The organism is Sphingomonas sp. BE138 (genome assembly GCF_031456125.1).
Classification (GTDB): domain Bacteria; phylum Pseudomonadota; class Alphaproteobacteria; order Sphingomonadales; family Sphingomonadaceae; genus Sphingomonas.
Genome location: NZ_JAVDUC010000001.1, coordinates 344,930 through 361,210, shown reverse-complemented (window position 1 = coordinate 361,210; position 16,281 = coordinate 344,930). Strand labels below are relative to the sequence as shown.

The 16,281-nt window shown below is 69.6% G+C and carries 15 protein-coding genes; 10 read left to right on the top strand and 5 right to left on the bottom strand.

All coding sequences use genetic code 11. The features are described from left to right. The first annotated feature begins 134 nt into the window (after nucleotides 1–134). Nucleotides 135–875, top strand: coding sequence for an energy transducer TonB (locus J2Y58_RS01510; RefSeq protein ID WP_310097662.1), 741 nt, complete (start codon nucleotides 135–137; stop codon nucleotides 873–875). Nucleotides 876–989: 114 nt separating this feature from the next. Here the strand turns inward: J2Y58_RS01510 and J2Y58_RS01505 are convergent, their stop codons facing one another. Both J2Y58_RS01505 and J2Y58_RS01500 read right to left on the bottom strand, forming a co-directional pair. Then, nucleotides 990–1,124: a hypothetical protein gene (locus tag J2Y58_RS01505; RefSeq protein WP_310097659.1), complete on the bottom strand. Its 135-nt coding sequence runs from the start codon at nucleotides 1,122–1,124 to the stop codon at nucleotides 990–992. Nucleotides 1,125–1,136: 12 nt separating this feature from the next. Continuing rightward, the gene (locus J2Y58_RS01500; protein ID WP_310097656.1) at nucleotides 1,137–1,505 is read right to left on the bottom strand and encodes a PRC-barrel domain-containing protein; all 369 of its coding nucleotides are present in this window, start codon (nucleotides 1,503–1,505) and stop codon (nucleotides 1,137–1,139) included. A gap of 110 nt (nucleotides 1,506–1,615) precedes the next feature. Here J2Y58_RS01500 and J2Y58_RS01495 point away from each other — a divergent pair, with 110 nt between their 5' ends. The 6 genes from J2Y58_RS01495 (at nucleotide 1,616) to J2Y58_RS01470 (ending at nucleotide 8,972) form a co-directional block, all read left to right on the top strand. Then, nucleotides 1,616–2,146: a hypothetical protein gene (locus J2Y58_RS01495; protein WP_310097653.1), complete on the top strand. Its 531-nt coding sequence runs from the start codon at nucleotides 1,616–1,618 to the stop codon at nucleotides 2,144–2,146. Nucleotides 2,147–2,849: 703 nt separating this feature from the next. Continuing rightward, a complete protein-coding gene (locus tag J2Y58_RS01490) occupies nucleotides 2,850–5,027 on the top strand; it encodes a TonB-dependent siderophore receptor (protein ID WP_310097650.1) in 2,178 nt (725 codons plus the stop codon). A 58-nt stretch (nucleotides 5,028–5,085) separates the two neighbouring features. Beyond that, nucleotides 5,086–6,081 (top strand): SDR family oxidoreductase, encoded by a 996-nt coding sequence (locus J2Y58_RS01485; protein WP_310097647.1) that lies wholly within the window; start codon nucleotides 5,086–5,088, stop codon nucleotides 6,079–6,081. A gap of 226 nt (nucleotides 6,082–6,307) precedes the next feature. Further along, nucleotides 6,308–6,835 carry an SRPBCC family protein gene (locus J2Y58_RS01480; protein ID WP_310097643.1) on the top strand — a complete coding sequence of 176 codons (528 nt, stop codon included), beginning with the start codon at nucleotides 6,308–6,310 and terminating at the stop codon, nucleotides 6,833–6,835. After that, entirely contained in the window at nucleotides 6,832–8,007 is a 1,176-nt protein-coding gene (locus J2Y58_RS01475; RefSeq protein ID WP_310097640.1) for a zinc-dependent alcohol dehydrogenase, read from the top strand. The genes J2Y58_RS01480 and J2Y58_RS01475 overlap by 4 nt, the downstream gene beginning before the upstream one ends. A gap of 179 nt (nucleotides 8,008–8,186) precedes the next feature. Continuing rightward, on the top strand, nucleotides 8,187–8,972 hold the full coding sequence (locus J2Y58_RS01470; RefSeq protein WP_310097637.1) for an SDR family NAD(P)-dependent oxidoreductase: 786 nt from the start codon (nucleotides 8,187–8,189) through the stop codon (nucleotides 8,970–8,972). A 227-nt stretch (nucleotides 8,973–9,199) separates the two neighbouring features. Here J2Y58_RS01470 and J2Y58_RS01465 read toward each other — a convergent pair whose 3' ends face one another. After that, nucleotides 9,200–10,600 carry a short-chain fatty acyl-CoA regulator family protein gene (locus J2Y58_RS01465; protein WP_310097635.1) on the bottom strand — a complete coding sequence of 467 codons (1,401 nt, stop codon included), beginning with the start codon at nucleotides 10,598–10,600 and terminating at the stop codon, nucleotides 9,200–9,202. 147 nt (nucleotides 10,601–10,747) lie between these two features. Between J2Y58_RS01465 and J2Y58_RS01460 the strand changes: the two genes are divergently transcribed. The 3 genes from J2Y58_RS01460 (at nucleotide 10,748) to J2Y58_RS01450 (ending at nucleotide 12,876) form a co-directional block, all read left to right on the top strand. Then, nucleotides 10,748–10,906: a hypothetical protein gene (locus tag J2Y58_RS01460; RefSeq protein ID WP_310097632.1), complete on the top strand. Its 159-nt coding sequence runs from the start codon at nucleotides 10,748–10,750 to the stop codon at nucleotides 10,904–10,906. A gap of 31 nt (nucleotides 10,907–10,937) precedes the next feature. After that, nucleotides 10,938–12,527, top strand: coding sequence for an isocitrate lyase (locus tag J2Y58_RS01455; RefSeq protein WP_310097629.1), 1,590 nt, complete (start codon nucleotides 10,938–10,940; stop codon nucleotides 12,525–12,527). A gap of 106 nt (nucleotides 12,528–12,633) precedes the next feature. Then, entirely contained in the window at nucleotides 12,634–12,876 is a 243-nt protein-coding gene (locus J2Y58_RS01450; protein ID WP_310097626.1) for a hypothetical protein, read from the top strand. 98 nt (nucleotides 12,877–12,974) lie between these two features. Here the strand turns inward: J2Y58_RS01450 and mdoH are convergent, their stop codons facing one another. Next, entirely contained in the window at nucleotides 12,975–14,777 is a 1,803-nt protein-coding gene (gene mdoH / locus J2Y58_RS01445) for a glucans biosynthesis glucosyltransferase MdoH (RefSeq protein WP_310097621.1), read from the bottom strand. Next, on the bottom strand, nucleotides 14,774–16,267 hold the full coding sequence (locus J2Y58_RS01440; RefSeq protein WP_310097618.1) for a glucan biosynthesis protein: 1,494 nt from the start codon (nucleotides 16,265–16,267) through the stop codon (nucleotides 14,774–14,776). The genes mdoH and J2Y58_RS01440 overlap by 4 nt, the downstream gene beginning before the upstream one ends. Between the last annotated feature and the right edge of the window lie 14 nt (nucleotides 16,268–16,281).

Genomic DNA, 16,281 nt, shown 5'->3' with positions numbered 1-16,281 from the left:
AGCGAAACGGCTGTTGCACTGAAATGCGGCGACGTTCCGCACCTGGACCCCGGCCTCCGCCGGGGTGACGGCACGACGTCTGTGCCGTGAAGCCGTCACTCCCGGTTCAGCCACACCTTCCTATATCCTCCATCATGTACGCACCCGCCGCCCGCGACCGGATCGGCCCCGCCCTCGCCGCCGCGGCGGTGAGCGCCGCGCTGGGCTGGGCGTTGCTGGTCGGGCTCGCCGGCGCGCCGCTCGCGCACCGGATCGAGGACGGGCTCGCGGTGTTCCGCGTCGACCCTCCGCCCCCGCCGCCGGTGAGGATCGTGCCGAAACGCACCCACAGCACCCGCGCCTCCGGCCGCGCCGCGCCGCCCAATATCCGCTCGCAGGCGACGCAGGTCGCCGCGCCCAGGCCGATCGTCGTGATTCCGCTTCCGCCGCCGCCGATCCCGGTCGCGCTCAAGCCGTTCGCCGGCAACCAGCCGACGCAGGGCGCGACGACGAAGGTCGGCCCCGGTACGGGCGCAGGTGGCGTCGGCGACGGCACCGGCAGCGGCGGCTGGGGCGACGGCGATGGCGGACCGGGTGACGACACGCCGCCGATCTGGAAGCGCGGGCGGCTGAGCGGTGCCGACTATCCGCCCGAGGTCGCCGACATCGGCTTCCAGGGCACGGTCTCGGTCAGGTTCCTCGTCTGGGTCGACGGGCGCGTCCGCGACTGCCGCGTGACCAAGAGCAGCGGCAATGCGATCCTCGACGCCACGACCTGCCGGCTGATCCAGCGCCGCTTCCGCTACGCGCCGTCGCGCGATGCCGAAGGGCCGGTGCCCGCGTGGGTGATCGAGAATCACGAATGGGCGATCGACCGCATACCGGCGGAGCGATAGCGGGGCACGCACCTCGACCCGAACCGCGTTCGTCCCGAGCATGTCGAGGGGCGTAGCCCGGGCACGTCCTTCATCAGGCTCGGCACGGACGGCTGGCGCGTGCCGGCCTCCCGGTCACCGGCGCTCGCGCGCCGGCTCGGCGTCGGTGGTCTGCGGAGGCGGCGTGCCGTTGCCCTTCTCCGGCGCGTCCGGGTCGGTCAGCAGTTCCTCCACCGCTTCCTGCACGTCGTTTTCCTTGCGCTCGGTCATCGTCCGCGCTCCTTATGCGATGTTCAGATTTTCGCCCTGCACCTGGTAATAACTGGCGACGCGGTCGGCATAGGCCTGGTCGAAGACGGGTGCGTTGTTCGCCCAGCTCGGCCCGCCCTCCAGCAGCCGCCGGTCGATCGTCACCACATAGCGGTCGCGCACCGGATCGAACTGGAGCAGCGAGAAGGGCAGCGGATAATAGCTCTTCCCCATCCCCAGGAACCCGCCCAGGCTCAGCACGGCATGCGTCGCGCGCCCGGTCGACTTGTGGACCATGAACGCGTGCACGGTGCCCAGATGATCGCCGTCGCGCGTGTCGACCTTCATCGTGTCGCTCAGATGGGCCTGCACCAGGATCTGCGTCGGTGCCTCGTCGGCCATGGCCTCATACTCCTATGTTAATCGATATCGCGCGGTGAACCGCCGTGGCGGTGCGGCGGTTCCGGGCGCGGCGGTTGAGCGCGTGGCGGCGATCCGCCATAGCGTCACGCGTGACCCGTTCATCCTTCCTGCCGTTCGCCGCTGTGCTCGCGCTGGTCGTCGGCGCCTGCGTGCCGCGCGCCGCGCCGCCCGTTCCCGTCGCGCTCCCCGCCCCCGCGGTGGCCCCGCCCCCGCCCGCGCCCCGGCCGGTCGCCGACTGGCAGGACTGGCCCTGGACCCCGGGGGCGTGGCGCTACCTCGGCGATGCCGGCGGCACGCGCGCCGTCTATGCCGCACCCGGTCAGCCGGTGGTGGCGGAGCTGCGCTGCGACCGCGCCGCGCGCGTCGTCACGCTCTCGCGCCCCGGCGCCGGCGCGACGCCCTTCACGATCCGGACGAGCGCCACGACGCGCGCGATCGCCACCGCGCTCGTACCCGGCGCGGTGCCGCAGGTGACCGCGCAATTCGCCCCCGACGATCGCCTGCTCGATGCGATGGCGTTCACGCGCGGGCGCTTCACGGTCGAGCAGAGCGGTACGACGCCGCTCGTCCTGCCGCCATGGGCGGAGGTCGGTCGCGTGATCCAGGATTGCCGCGGCTGACGCGGGCACGAGGATGCGGATCGTCGTGCAGAACGGCACGCAATTCAAGACTTGTATCGCACCCCGCAACCCCTCACATTGCAGATGCGGCTTACGCGGTCGCACCTGTTATCAACCAGCGAAAGGAGGTGATCCGATGTCTCATGGTTCAGCAATGGGGTCGGTTCAGTTCGTTCGGGAGATGCGCTTCTAGGCATCGCCCAACCGCTGCGGGAGGACCTGTCCTCCCTTCAACGTAGCGGCACAGGCGGTTCTTGGAGGCCAACATGGTCTCCCGGGCTGGAGCTCTCCGGCCGCTGACCATGTCAAGGGGTTGTCGGGCGTACCTCCGCGGGCGCTCGGCAACCTCTTCTCATATCCGGCGCAGGCGATCGGCGCATCGCACGCCGTCCTCACCGTCGCTCCCGCACAGCCGTGAGCCGATGTCTTTCGCGCAAGGCAGACCATCTGACGCTCGCTCGCCGCGCACGGTCGTGACGCGAGCGCGGCAAGGTCCTTCGACCGTTCGCACTGAGCCTGTCGAAGTGCGTGTCACGGGCGCACCACCTTCCACGCGTGCTTCGACAAGCGCAGCACGAACGAAGATAGCGATCAGGAAACGCCGCTCCCTACGCGGTGGCGCAGGCGCTCCCACCCGCACCACAAACCTTATTGCTACTCACTTGCAATCACGATAGAGCCGCCGCCACACCAAGGGGGACCGATGTTCTTTCGTCATTCCAGCAGCCTCGCCACGCTCGCCGCCCTGCTCGCGGCCGCACCCGCGATCGCTCAAACGCGTAGCGACGCGCGTGCCGAGTATGCCGCCGACGACGACGTGATCGTCACCGGCCGCCAGGCTCCCGACCTCGCCTCCGCCGCGACCAAGTCCGCGCTGCCGCTTGCCGAAACCGCGCAGTCGATCACCGTCGTCACCAGCGAGCAGATCGAGGAGCTGGGACTCCAGAACCTCAACCAGGCGCTGCGGTTCGTCGCCGGCGTCACCCCCGAGACGCGCGGATCGAGCGCCGAGGTCTACGACCAGTTCAAGCTGCGCGGGTTCGACGCGCCGGTCTTCCTCGACGGGCTCAAGCAGTTCGGCAGCACCACCGGCTACGCGATCCCGCAGGTCGACGTCTCGCGACTCGATCGTTTCGAGGTCCTGAAGGGTCCCGCCTCGACGCTGTATGGCCAGTCCGGGCCCGGCGGGCTGATCGCGCAATCGAGCAAGCTGCCGGTCGACGTGCCGCTGTACGGCGGCATCGCCGGCACCTACGGCGAATACGACCTCTACCGCGTCGACGCCGACCTTGGCGGTCGCGCGGGCGACGACGTGCTGTGGCGCGTCTACGGCAGCGCCAACGGCGCCGACACGCAGCAGCGTTTCGCCAGGCGCGAGCGGCAGACCGTGTCGGGCGCGGTGACGATCGGCAACGGATCGCGCACCACCTTCACCCTGCTCGGCACGTATTCGCACGATCCGCACAATGGCGCCTATGGCGTCTTCCCCGCGCTAGGCACGCTGATCGACAACCCCAATGGGCGGCTGTCGACGCGCTTCGACGGCGGCGAGGCGGGCAACCGCTACCGGCGCGAACAGGCGGCGGGCACGTACATCTTCACGCACGATTTCGGCGGCGGCTGGCGCTTCCGCGCGTCGGGGCGCTACCAGAACGTCACCTCGCAGCTCGGGCTGGTCTATGTCAGCGGCGCGCCGGTCGCGGGCAGCACGCGCGTGTTCAACCGCGCCAGCTACGCCACCGACGAGGAGCTGAACAACTGGACCTATGACAACCAGCTGACCGGCATCGTCCGTACCGGCCCGCTCACCCACCGCCTGCTGTTCGGCGTCGACCGCCAGGTCGCGCATTCGACCGAAGACGGCCAGTTCGGCGGGGCGACCCCGCTCGACGTCTACAATCCGGTCTATGGCACGATGGTGGTGCCGCGCACCCCGGCACAGGTCCCGAACGGCTTCGGCGAGTTCACGCTCGACGCGCGGCTGCGCCAGCAGGGCGTCTACGCGCAGGACCAGATCGAATGGGGTGCGCTCCGCGTCACGCTCGGCGGCCGGCACGACTGGGCACGCGGGCAGCAGAACGGCGGCACCGCGAAGAACGACCGCAAGTTCACCGGCCGTGCCTCGGCGCTCTACACGCTGCCGTTCGGCCTGGCACCCTACGTCAGCTACTCGACCTCGTTCGAGCCGCAGGCGTCGACCGTGCGCCGCGCCGACAACACGCTCGGGCTCGCCGACCCGTCGCTCGGCAAGCAGATCGAGGCAGGCGCGAAGTTCAGCGTCCCCGGCACCCCGATCCTGCTGTCGGGCGCGTGGTTCCGCATCGACCAGACCAACGTCGTCACCTCCACCCCCGACTTCACGATCTCGCGCCAGACCGGCGAGGTCCGCTCGACCGGTGTCGAGTTCGAGGGCAGCGCTCCGCTCGGCCTCGGCTTCACCGCCCGCGCCGCCTACAGTCGCCAGCGCGTACGCGTCACCAGCGACCCGCAGGACCCGTCGCGGGTCGGGCGCGGGCTGGAGACGGTCGGGCGCGGCGGTGCGTCGCTGATCCTCGACTGGGCGCCGGAGCGTGGCACCTTCCGCGGCCTGACCCTGGGCGGCGCGGTGCGCCACGTCGACGAGGTCTATGCCGGCGTCTACACGCCCCCCGAAAACCCGGCGGCGGCGTTCGCGCTCAATAGCCCGTCCTACACCGTCTACGACGCCTGGGCGCGCCTCGACCTGGAACGCGTGAACCCCGCGCTGAAGGGGCTGACCGCCTCCGTCAATGCGTCGAACCTGTTCGACAAGAGCTACATCACCTCCTGCTTCGCCAATTACGCCTGGTGCTGGTACGGCAACCGCCGCGTCGTGCAGGGAACGATCGGCTATCGCTTCTGACCGCAACCTCTGCCGCCGCCGCCCGTTCGCGCTGACATCCTTTCGGGAGTACAGCGACATGGACGAACAGGGCACCACGCGCCGCACCGTGCTGGGCGGCGCCGCGGCGGCAGGGCTGGTTTTCGGCGGCGGCGGCGCGGCAGCGGCACAGGGTGCGGGCGCCGCACCGCCGGCGGCACTGCGCGACCCGCGCACCGCCTATACCAGCCAGCCGTTCCCCGAACAGCGCCAGCCCTGGCCCGCGCTCCAAGGCAAGATGACCCCGCGCCCCGACAGCGGGGAGACCAGCTACCGCGGCTCGGGGCGCCTGACGGGCCGCAAGGCGCTGGTCACCGGCGGCGACAGCGGGATCGGCCGCGCCGCCGCCATCGCCTTCGCGCGCGAGGGCGCCGATGTCGCGATCAATTACCATCCGAGCGAAGAACCCGACGCACGCGAGGTCAAGGCGCTGATCGAACAGGCCGGGCGCAAGGCGGTGCTGCTCCCCGCCGACATCCGCACCGAGAAGGCGTGCACGAAGCTGGTCGCCGATGCGGTGCGGCAGCTCGGCGGGCTCGACCTGCTCGTGAACAACGCCGCCTATCAGCAGAGCAAGGCCGACATTTCCGAGATCACCGACGAGCAGATGGTGCGCACCTTCGAGACGAACATCTTCGCGATGTTCCGTATTGCGAAGGCCGCGATCCCCTCGATGCCGGCCGGCTCGGTCATCATCAACACCGGCTCAGTCAACAGCTACGACCCCGGCGAGGAACTGCTGGATTACGCCAGCACCAAGGGTGCGATCCTGATCTTCACCAAGGGGCTGGCCAAGCAGCTCGCCAAGAAGGGGATCCGCGTCAACATGGTCGCCCCCGGCCCGATCTGGACCCCGCTTCAGGTCGCGGGCGGGCAGCTGCCGGGCAAGATGGGCGAGTTCGGGCAGGACACCCCGCTCGGCCGCGCCGGACAGCCCGCGGAGCTGGCCGGACTGTACGTCGCCCTGGCGGAGAGCGGCGCCAGCTTCTCGACCGGCACCGCCGTCGGCGCGCACGGCGGCAAGGGCAATCCCTGACGCCCCCCAACACCGTCATTTCCGCGCAGGCGGGAATCCAGAACCCCTGAGGTAGCGGCCCCTTCGAGGACCTGCGCGTCCGGATCCCCGCCTGCGCGGGGATGACCGGGGGGGGGACGCCGCTCGCCCTCTTTCCCCAACCTCACTGACTCAGATCAAGCGACGGACTTTCCACGGAACGCTCCTCCCGACCGGCCATTGACCGCGCGACAGGAAAGGAGCCGACATGGCCGATGACGCCCCCCTTGCCGCCGCCAAGCAGGACAAGCCGACGGCGCTGACCGCCCGCGCGGTGACGATCAACCTGCCGGTCGACGAGGTCTACAGCCGCTTCCGCGACTTCGCCGCCTGGCCGGCCTTCATGGAGAATGTGGTCCGCATCGACGTGCGCGACGAGCGCCGGTCGCACTGGGTCGTCAAGGCGCCCGGCGGCGGTCAGGTCGAATGGGACGCGCGGATTACCGAGGAAGTGCCCGGCAAGCTGCTCGCCTGGGAAAGCGAGCCGGGTGCCGAGGTGCCCAACCGCGGCCGCGTCGAGTTCCGCGATGCGGGCGCGCGCGGGACGGTGATCGTCGCCACGATCGACTACGACCCGCCCGGCGGCGTGATCGGCAAGGTCATCGCCAAGATGTTCCAGCGCGAACCTGCCATCCAGTCCCGCCGCGACCTGCGCCGCTTCAAGCAGTTGCTGGAGACCGGCGAGGTCGCGACCCCGGCGATGAACGCCAAGCAATTCGAGGAGATGGGGCTGTGAAAGCGATCACCTGGCACGGCAAGCACGACGTCCGCGTCGATACCGTCGACGATCCCGGCATCGTCAACCCGCGCGACTGCGTCATCAAGGTGACGTCGACCGCGATCTGCGGGTCGGACCTTCACCTCTACGACGGCTACATCCCGACGATGAAGTCCGGCGACATCCTGGGCCATGAATTCATGGGCGAGGTGGTCGAGGTCGGCGCGAAGTCGACGCTCAGGAAGGGCCAGCGCGTCGTCGTCCCGTTCACCATTTCGTGCGGCAGCTGCTACCATTGCACGAAGCAGCAATTCTCCGCCTGCGACAACGGACTGCCCGCCGACAATCAGGATATCGCGCAGGAACTCTACGGCCAGCCCATGGCCGGGCTGTTCGGGTACAGCCACATGACCGGCGGCTATGCCGGCGGCCAGGCCGAATATGTCCGCGTGCCGTTCAGCGACGTCGGTCCGATCGTGATCCCGGACGGGGTCGAGGACGACAAGGTGCTGTTCCTCTCCGACATCCTGCCGACCGGCTGGATGGCCGCCGAGAACGCCGACATCGAACCGGGCGATACCGTCGCGGTCTGGGGTTGCGGCCCGGTCGGTCTGTTCGCGATCCAGTCGGCGTTCCTGATGGGCGCCGAGCGCGTGATCGCGATCGACCACTTTCCCAACCGGCTGAAGCTGGCGGCGAAATTCGGGGCGGAGACGATCAATTTCGAGGAAAGCGCGGTCTACGAGGCGCTGATGGTGATGACCGGCGGGATCGGTCCCGACGCGGTGATCGACAGCGTCGGGCTGGAGGCGCACGGCTTCTTCGTCGACAACGTGCTCGACCAGATCAAGGTGTCGACCTTCACCGGCACCGACCGCGCGCACGCCAACCGCCAGGCGATCATCGCGTGCCGCAAGGGCGGGCGCGTGTCGATGCCCGCGGTCTACGGCGGCTTCGTCGACAAATGGCCGCTCGGCGCGTTCATGGAAAAGGGGCTGACGCTCAAGACCGGCCAGACCCACGTCCAGCGCTATCTGCCCGCGCTGCTGACCGCGATCCTCGAGGAGAAGATCGACACCACCTTCCTCATTTCGCACCGCATGCCGCTCGAAAAGGGGCCGGAGGGGTACAAGATGTTCCACGATCAGCAGAACGAGGTGACGAAGATCGTGCTGAAGCCGGGGATGTAGGCGCGCCCGACACCACCCCTCACCGTCATTCCCGCCCTACCCCGTCGTCGTTCCCGCCCAACCCCGTCGTCATTCCCGCGCAGGCGGGAATCCAGACACGCAGGTCTTCGCAAGAGTCGAAACGTCAGAGGTTCTGGATCCCCGCCTCCGCGGGGAGGACGGCCAAAATGGAGAGAGCAATGCCCAACAAATTCGCCATCATCACCGGCGCCTCGACCGGCATCGGCTTCGAACTCGCCACCCTCGCCGCGCAGAACGGCTACGACATCCTCGTCGTCGCCGATGAGCCGCTGATCGACGCAGCCGCGGCCGACTTCCGCCAGTTCGGCACCGAGGTCACCTCGGTGGAGGCCGATTTGTCGACGATCGAGGGCGTCGACCGCCTGCTCGCCGCCGCCGAGGGTCGCCCGGTCGACCTGCTGTGCGCCAATGCCGGCAAGGGGCTGGGCCGCGGCTTCCTCGATCAGGAGGTCGCGGAGTGGCGGCGCGTGGTCGACACCAACATCACCGGCACGCTCTACCTGCTCCAGAAGGTGCTGCGCCAGATGACCGAGCGGCACCAGGGCAAGGTGCTGGTCACCGGCTCGATCGCCGGCTTCATCCCCGGCAGCTTCCAGGCGGTCTACAACGGGACGAAGGCGTTCGTGGATTCCTTCACCGACGCGATCCGCGACGAGCTGAAGGATCACAAGGACATTACGATCACCACGCTGATGCCGGGCCCGGTCGATACCGAATTCTTCGACCGCGCCGACATGATGGACACCGACGTCGGCACCAGCGACACCAAGTCCGACCCCGCCAAGGTCGCCAAGGACGGGTGGGACGCGCTGATGGCGGGCAAGCATTCGATCGTGTCCGGCTGGAAGAACAAGCTCCAGGTCGCCGCCTCGCACGTCCTGCCGCCCGAGGTGACCGCGCACATGCACCGCAACATGGCCGAGCCGGGGACGGCGAAGGAGTAACGCCGACCTATCCCTCGCCCCTGGACAGGGGAGAGGGATAGCGGAGCTTGCCAGCGTGCTGGCTAGCGCAGCTTGGGTGAGGGGTCGAGCGAGCCGAAGGCTCGCGCGTTCGCTGGCGCGAGCGCCCCCCCACCCGGCTCCGACCAAGTCTTTGCTCGCGCAAAGCCTAAGTCTGCGCATCCCTCTCCCCTCCGAGAGGGGCGAGGGAGCGATAGGTCCACCCCCCATCAATCCCCCGCAAACGCCCACCCCGACACCCCGCGCTCGCGATCGTTGACCAGCAACGCGCGCCCCGCCGGCGGCGCCGAGCGCTGCGGGCACCCGACCCGATGACACCCGCGACACCCCGGCCCGACCGGCGTCGCCGCGCCGGTCAGCTCCAGTCCCCGCGCCGCCGCGACGCCGCCCGCCACGTCCGCCGGCACCCCCAGCGTCAGCGCGAACGCACTCTCCACCCGGTTCGCCCCCGCCCCGACCGCCGCACCGGTGACCGCGACGGCGAGCGTGAACCAGCGCGTTCCGTCTTCCAGCTCCAGCAGCTGCGGCACGACGCTTCCCGGCCGGTCGAAGGCATGGTGCACCCGCCACAGCGGACAACGCCCCTCCCCGGCCAGCAGTGGCGTGTTGCTCGCACCCATGAACCGCTTCGACACCTGCCCCGCGCGGTCGATGCGCAGCAGGAAGAACGGCAACCCGCGCGCACCGACGCGTTGCAGCGTCGTCAGCCGGTGCGCGACCTGCTCCAGCCCCGCCCCGAACCGGCGTTGCAGCACCTCCAGGTCGTATCCGCTCGCCTCGCACGCGCGCAGGAACCGCGCATAGGGCATCATCACCGCGGCGGCGAAATAGCTGGCGAGATGCCGTCGCAACAAACGCTCCGCCACGCGCTCCAACGCCGCCCCGCGCGCCAGCGCGTCGATCTCGGCACGCGCCTCCAGCAGTGCGCATTGCACCGCCAGCGCGAAGGTGCGCGACCACGGCGCCAGCCGCTCCGACAATTGCAATTGCCGCGCGTGCAGGTCGAGCCGCCGCAGCTGATCGGGCAGCGCCTCGACCGGCAGGATGCGGATCGCCAGACCATGCCGGACCCGCAACCGCTCGACCAGCGCGCCGTACAGGTCCGCCCCGATCAGCCGCAGCTCGTCCGCCAGCGCCTCGGCCGCGGCGTCGAGATCGGGGAAATGGTTGCGCCACCGCTCGATCTCGCGCCGCACCGCCGTCGCCGGATCGTCGCCGACCGCCGCTGTCGCCGTGCCGCCCTGCCCGCGCCCGTGCCCGCCGTCGAACGCGCGCGCGAACGCTTCCGCGCCGCCCGGCGCCGCGGCCAGCCATTCCTCGACCTCGCTGCGATCGACCTCCAGGTCGGCGAACATGGGATCGGCCAGCCGCCGCCGGATCGCCTCCGCCCCGCCGCCCGGTTCGCCCGCCGCCAGCACGCGCGGGTCGAAATCGAACCGGTCGGCCAAAGTCACCAGCAGCCCCGCCGGGATGGCGCGCTGGTTGCGTTCGATCAGGTTGAGATAGCTTGGCGAGATCGCCAGCAGCTCGGCCATCGCCGCCTGCGTCAGTCCGTGCCGCCGCCGCAGCCGCCGCACCGCATGGCCTGCGAAGACCTTGTCCCGGCTCATCCCCGCCTCTGTAACGATCTTTACAACACGACAAGTGATCGCACGCTTGGCGGCACGAAGCGACACATTTTTCGCGTGGGATCGTGACTGCGGCACGCTTGCGAAGGGTAAGATGACGGCATCACCGATCGAAAGGAGCGTTTCCTCATGCCGCACACCGAACCGCAACGCAGCCGCGCGGTCTTCTCGACCGAGGATTTCGGGCTGATGAAGGAAGCCGTCGCCCATTACGTCCGCCAGATCGCCGACGATCCGCGCTCGTCGAAATTCTCCAGCCTCTACCACCGTCTCGGCCGGCTCGGCTGAGCGCGCCGACGACCGCAGCGAAAGGACGCCCATGACATATCAGGACACCATCATCGACGCCGGCCGGCTCGTCACCAGCAACGGCGACGCGTGGCGGGGTATCCAGCCGGAGGCGGTCGCGCGGATGCGGTTGCAGAACCGCTTCCGCACCGGGCTCGACATCGCGCGCCACACCGCGGCGGTGATGCGGCGCGACATGGCCGCCTATGATACGGACCCGTCTGCCTACACCCAGTCGCTGGGCTGCTGGCACGGCTTCATCGCGCAGCAGAAGATCATCAGCATCCGCAAGCATTTCGGCACCACGCAGGGCCGCTATCTGTATCTGTCGGGCTGGATGGTCGCGGCGCTGCGCAGCGCGTTCGGTCCGCTGCCCGACCAGTCGATGCACGAGAAGACCAGCGTGCCCGCGCTGATCGAGGAACTCTATACCTTCCTCAAGCAGGCCGACGCGCGCGAGCTGGGCCTGATGTTCCGCGACATCGACAAGGCGCGCGCCGCGGGCAACGCGGTCGAGGCGCAGCGGCTGATCCACGCCGTCGATCACTACGAAAGCCATGTCGTGCCGGTCATCGCCGACATCGATGCCGGCTTCGGCAATGCCGAGGCGACGTACCTGCTCGCCAGGAAGATGATCGAGGCCGGCGCCTGCGCGCTCCAGATCGAGAACCAGGTCTCCGACGAGAAGCAGTGCGGCCATCAGGACGGCAAGGTGACGGTGCCGCACGAGGACTTCCTCGCCAAGATCCGCGCGTGTCGCTACGCCTTCCTCGAACTGGGGGTGGACGACGGGATCATCGTCGCGCGCACCGACTCGCTCGGTGCCGGGCTGACCAAGCAGATCGCCTTTTCGCGCGCGCCCGGCGATCTGGGCGACCGGTATAATGCGTTTCTCGACACCGAACCCGTTTCCGAGGCCGCGAATAACGACGTGTTGATTGCACGTGACGGGGTATTTTGGCGGCCGAAGCGGCTCCCGTCGAACCTGTACCGGTTCCGCGCCGGCACCGGGGAGGACCGCTGCGTGCTCGATTGCGTCACCGCGCTACGCCACGGCGCCGACCTGCTCTGGATCGAAACCGAACGTCCCGACATCGCGCAGATCGCCGGCATGGTCGACCGCATCCGCGCCGAGGTGCCCGATGCCAAGCTGGCCTACAACAACTCGCCCAGCTTCAACTGGACGCTTAACTTTCGCCAGCAAGCCTATGATCGCTGGGCCGAAGAAGGTCGCGACGTGTCCGGCTACGACCGCGCGCGGCTGATGGATACGGGCTATGACGACACCGAGCTGGCGGCCGAGGCGGACGAGCGCATCCGCACCTTCCAGCGCGACGCCTCGGCGCGCGCCGGCATCTTCCACCACCTCATCACGCTGCCGACCTACCACACCGCCGCGCTGAGTACGGACTTGTTGTCACGCGATTATTTCGGCGATCAGGGAATGCTTGGCTATGTAAAGGGCGTGCAACGCCGCGAAATCCGCGAAGGGATCGCCTGCGTCCGCCACCAGAACATGTCAGGCAGCGACATCGGCGACGATCACAAGGAATATTTCGCCGGCGACGCGGCGCTGAAGGCCGGCGGCGTCCACAATACAATGAACCAGTTCGCCGCCTGACCGCTCCTGAAGTCTCGGCTCCCGCGCCTTTCGTCGCATTGTCATATTACTGCCGTTGCAAGACGCGCCACCGCATGAGAGTAGCAGGGGCCTCGAGGGAGATGTTATGATGAAGAAATTCCTGATGGCGGCTGCGGTCGCTTCGCTCGCCACCGTTCCGGCGGTTGCGGCGCCGGTCAACTCGGCCGCCAGCCTGTCGGTCGCCAAGGCGGCGCGCGCGTCGGCGCCGACCGCCAAGAAGAACGAGCTGGTCGGCGGCGGCCTGATCGTCGCGGCCGTCGCGGCGGCGGCGGTGATCGCCGGCATCATCATCATCGCCGACGATGGTGACGATTCGGACAGCAACTGAGCTGATCGAGCCAAAGGAGGGGGCGGCGCACGGCGTCGCCCCCTTTTTCGTGCGCGTCGCTCTCGTCGCGCGTGACAGGACGCTGGGAGCGCCCGGCGTTACCCCGCGACCGTCGACGGCATCGCGCGCGGTTCGCGATCCTCCGCATCGGTCACGAACACCCGCGCCCGCGCCGCGCGGGCCCCCCAGCGATCGCTGGCGGTCCATTGCACGATCAGCGGCGACAGCAGCAGCCCGGCGGTGACCGGCGCCAGCCACAGCGCCGCGACCGGCATCAGCGGCGACAACGCGAGGAGCACCGCCCCCGCCAGCACGTGCCACCGATACCGCGGCAGGATCGCGCGCAGCGGCAGGCCGCCGCCGCGCCGGTTCTGCGTATGCCACTCCGCCTTGCGCTGCCGCGCGATGCCGAGCAGGTCGATCGTCTGGGTCAGCGCGATCGCCGGCGCGGCCAGCGTCGACAGCGGCACGTCGACCAGCACCGAGCGCAGGATCGCGCCGGTCCCGCCCAGCGAGGCCCGCCGCCGCGCGTCGGCCAGCGCATGAACGATCCCCAGCACCTTCGGCCCGAACAGCAGCGCCAGCGTCAGCTCCAGCACCATTCCCGACGGATCGCCCGACATCAGCCCGGCCTCGCCGCGCACCGCCTGCACCACGCTGACGGTGATCAGCAACAGCCACAGCGGCGACGCCAGATACCCCGCCGCCCCCAGCAGCAGTTGCAACCGGTTGATCCAGTGGAACCCCGACGCGCCGAGCAGCGCCAGATGCTGGAGGTTGCCCTGTGCCCAGCGCCGGTCGCGCACCGCGGCGTCGATCAACGTCGGGGGATATTCCTCGAACGTCTCCTCGGTCATCACCATGTGCACGCGCCAGCCGCGGCGACGCAGCAGCGCGGCCTCGACGACGTCGTGGCTCATGATCGTGCCCCCGAACGGCGGCGCGCCGCGCAGCACCGGCAGCCCGCAGCTCTCCGCGAAGGCGCGCACGCGGATCAGCGCATTGTGCCCCCAGAAGGTCGCCTCCGCGCCCGACCACCAGACCAGCCCCGCGGTCGCGGCAGGGCCGTAGATACGGCTGGCGAACTGCATCCAGCGCTGGAACAGCGTCGTCGCGCCGATCACCTGCGGCACGGTCTGGAGCAGCGCCACCGCCGGGCGACGGTCCATGATCTGCGCCATGCCGACGATCGTGTCGCCGCCCATCAGGCTGTCCGCGTCGAGCATCAGCATATAGTCATAGGCGCCGCCGTGCGCGCGCAGCCAGTCGGCGATGTTACCCGGCTTGCGGCCGACATTCTCCATGCGCCGCCGGTAGAAGACCGCGCAGTCGCTCCGCGCGGCCAGCGCCCGCCACGCCGCGAGCTCGGCCGCCTCGTTGTCGGCCGCGGAATCGCTCAGAATGAAGAAGTCGAACGCGGCGCAGGTGCCGGCGCGTGCGAGCGCGTCGGCCATATGCTGCAACCGCCCGCAGACTTCGCCGATGTCCTCGTTGTGCACCGGCATCAGGATCGCGGTGCGCCCCTTCAGCGGCTCCGACCAGCGCGGCATGGGCGTGAAGCCCGGGTGCAGCCCGGTCGCCAGCACGATGAACCCCACCGCCGCATTGATGAACCCGAAGGCGAGCAGCGCGAAGAGCGGAAAGAACACCGTCAGCAGCAGCATGTCGCTGACCGCCAGCCCGTCGGTCAGCACCGACTCCTTGAGCGCGGTCGACGCCAGCAGCGCCAGCACCAGCGTCAGCAGCACCAGGATCGCGCGGCGCGCCAGGACGTCCGCGCCCGATCCGATCGCGCCGTCGAACGGGTCCGGCGCGCGCCCCGGCGGCGGCGCGCCGTCGAAGCGCTGCTCGGGCATCTCGAGCGGTGCGGGCGGCGGCAGGCACGGGGGCGTGTCGGTCACGTGCTGTACAGCGGCATCAGCAGCGTCTCGCTGAGCGCCGCGCCGTCGCGCTTCAGGAACAGCCGCACGTCGGCGGGCCCATCCCCCTCCGGTGCGATATCGGCGGTGACGCGCCAGCGGTTCCGCTGTCCGACGACCGGATAGGCGGCGCTCGCCAGCACCTTGCCGCGCGTCACCCCGATGTCGGCGCTGACCCCGCTTTCGCGCGTCAGCCCGGCCAGGCCGTCGCCCATGAAGTCCGCGACCAGCTTCACCGCGCCCGCCACCGGCGCACCGCCGGGTCGTCCCGCGCTGCCGGTCCAGGTGTCGACGACATGCGCCGCGCGGTCGCGGCTGGGATCGTCCGATCCCCAGGTCAGCCGATAGTCATAGGCCAGCCGTTGCCCCGCGCGCACCGGGGCGCCCGGCGTCCAGAAGCAAACGACATTGTCGGTCGTCTCGCCGGCGGTCGGGAACGCGTAAAGCAACACGCGCCCGGCGCCCCATTTGCCCTTCGGCTCGATCCACAGGTTCGGGCGGCGATCGTAGAAGGCACCGTCGTCCTGATAATGGCTGAAATCGCGGTCGCGCTGCAGCAGCCCGAACCCGCGCACGTCGTCCGCCGCAAAGCTGTCGGTGGTCGGCTGCGCCGGGTTGCGCAAGGGGCGCCAGACATGCTCGCCGCCCGCGGTCCACAGCGCCAGCCCGTCCGAATCGTGGATCTCGGGGCGCCAGTCGGTCGCGGTCGCATGGGCGCGATCGTCGTACCAGAACATGCTGGTCGCGGGCGCGATCCCCAGCCGCGCGACCGCACGCCGCAGGAACAGCACCGACGACACGTCCTGTACCACCGCCCCGCGATGCCGCGAGACGAAGCGATAGGCGCCGGTCAGGCTCTCCCCGTCGAGCAGGGCATAGATCGTGTAACCGCCGTCGGCGAGCCGCTCGATCCAGAACTCGGTGAAGGTCGGAAATTGCTCCTTTTCCAGCCCGGTATCCACCGCGACGCCGCGCGCCGACAGGCCGTACTGGTCCTGCGATCCCGCCGAGCGGAAATAGGACGCGCCCATATAGGCCAGCCAGTCGCTCTCGCGCCCCGGCTCCATCACGCGGAACCCCGCGAAGCCCGGTGCCGGCGACACGCCCGGCTTGGTCTCGAACAGGTCGGTGGCATAGTCGACGCGCGTCGCACGGCCGTTCTCGACCACGTTCAACCCGACGGGCACCGGCGCATACTTGCCGAGCGGAAACGGCCGCACGCCCCCGGCCAGCGTCCTGTCAGGCCGATAGCGGATCCCGCCGACCGCATCGTAATCCAACGCCGCCGCTGCCGCGACCGGCTGTGGCGCGCGATACGGCTGCTTGGCCAGCGCCGCGGCCCGCTGTTGCAGGATCGCCCAGGAAAACGGCGTCGCCGCAGCGCCATTGCGCCGTTGCGCTGCCGCCAGGGCCGGCCACAGCGCCGCCGCGCCGGTCGCCAGCATCGCGTCTCGTCGACTGATATTCGTCATGGCTGCGAAACCGG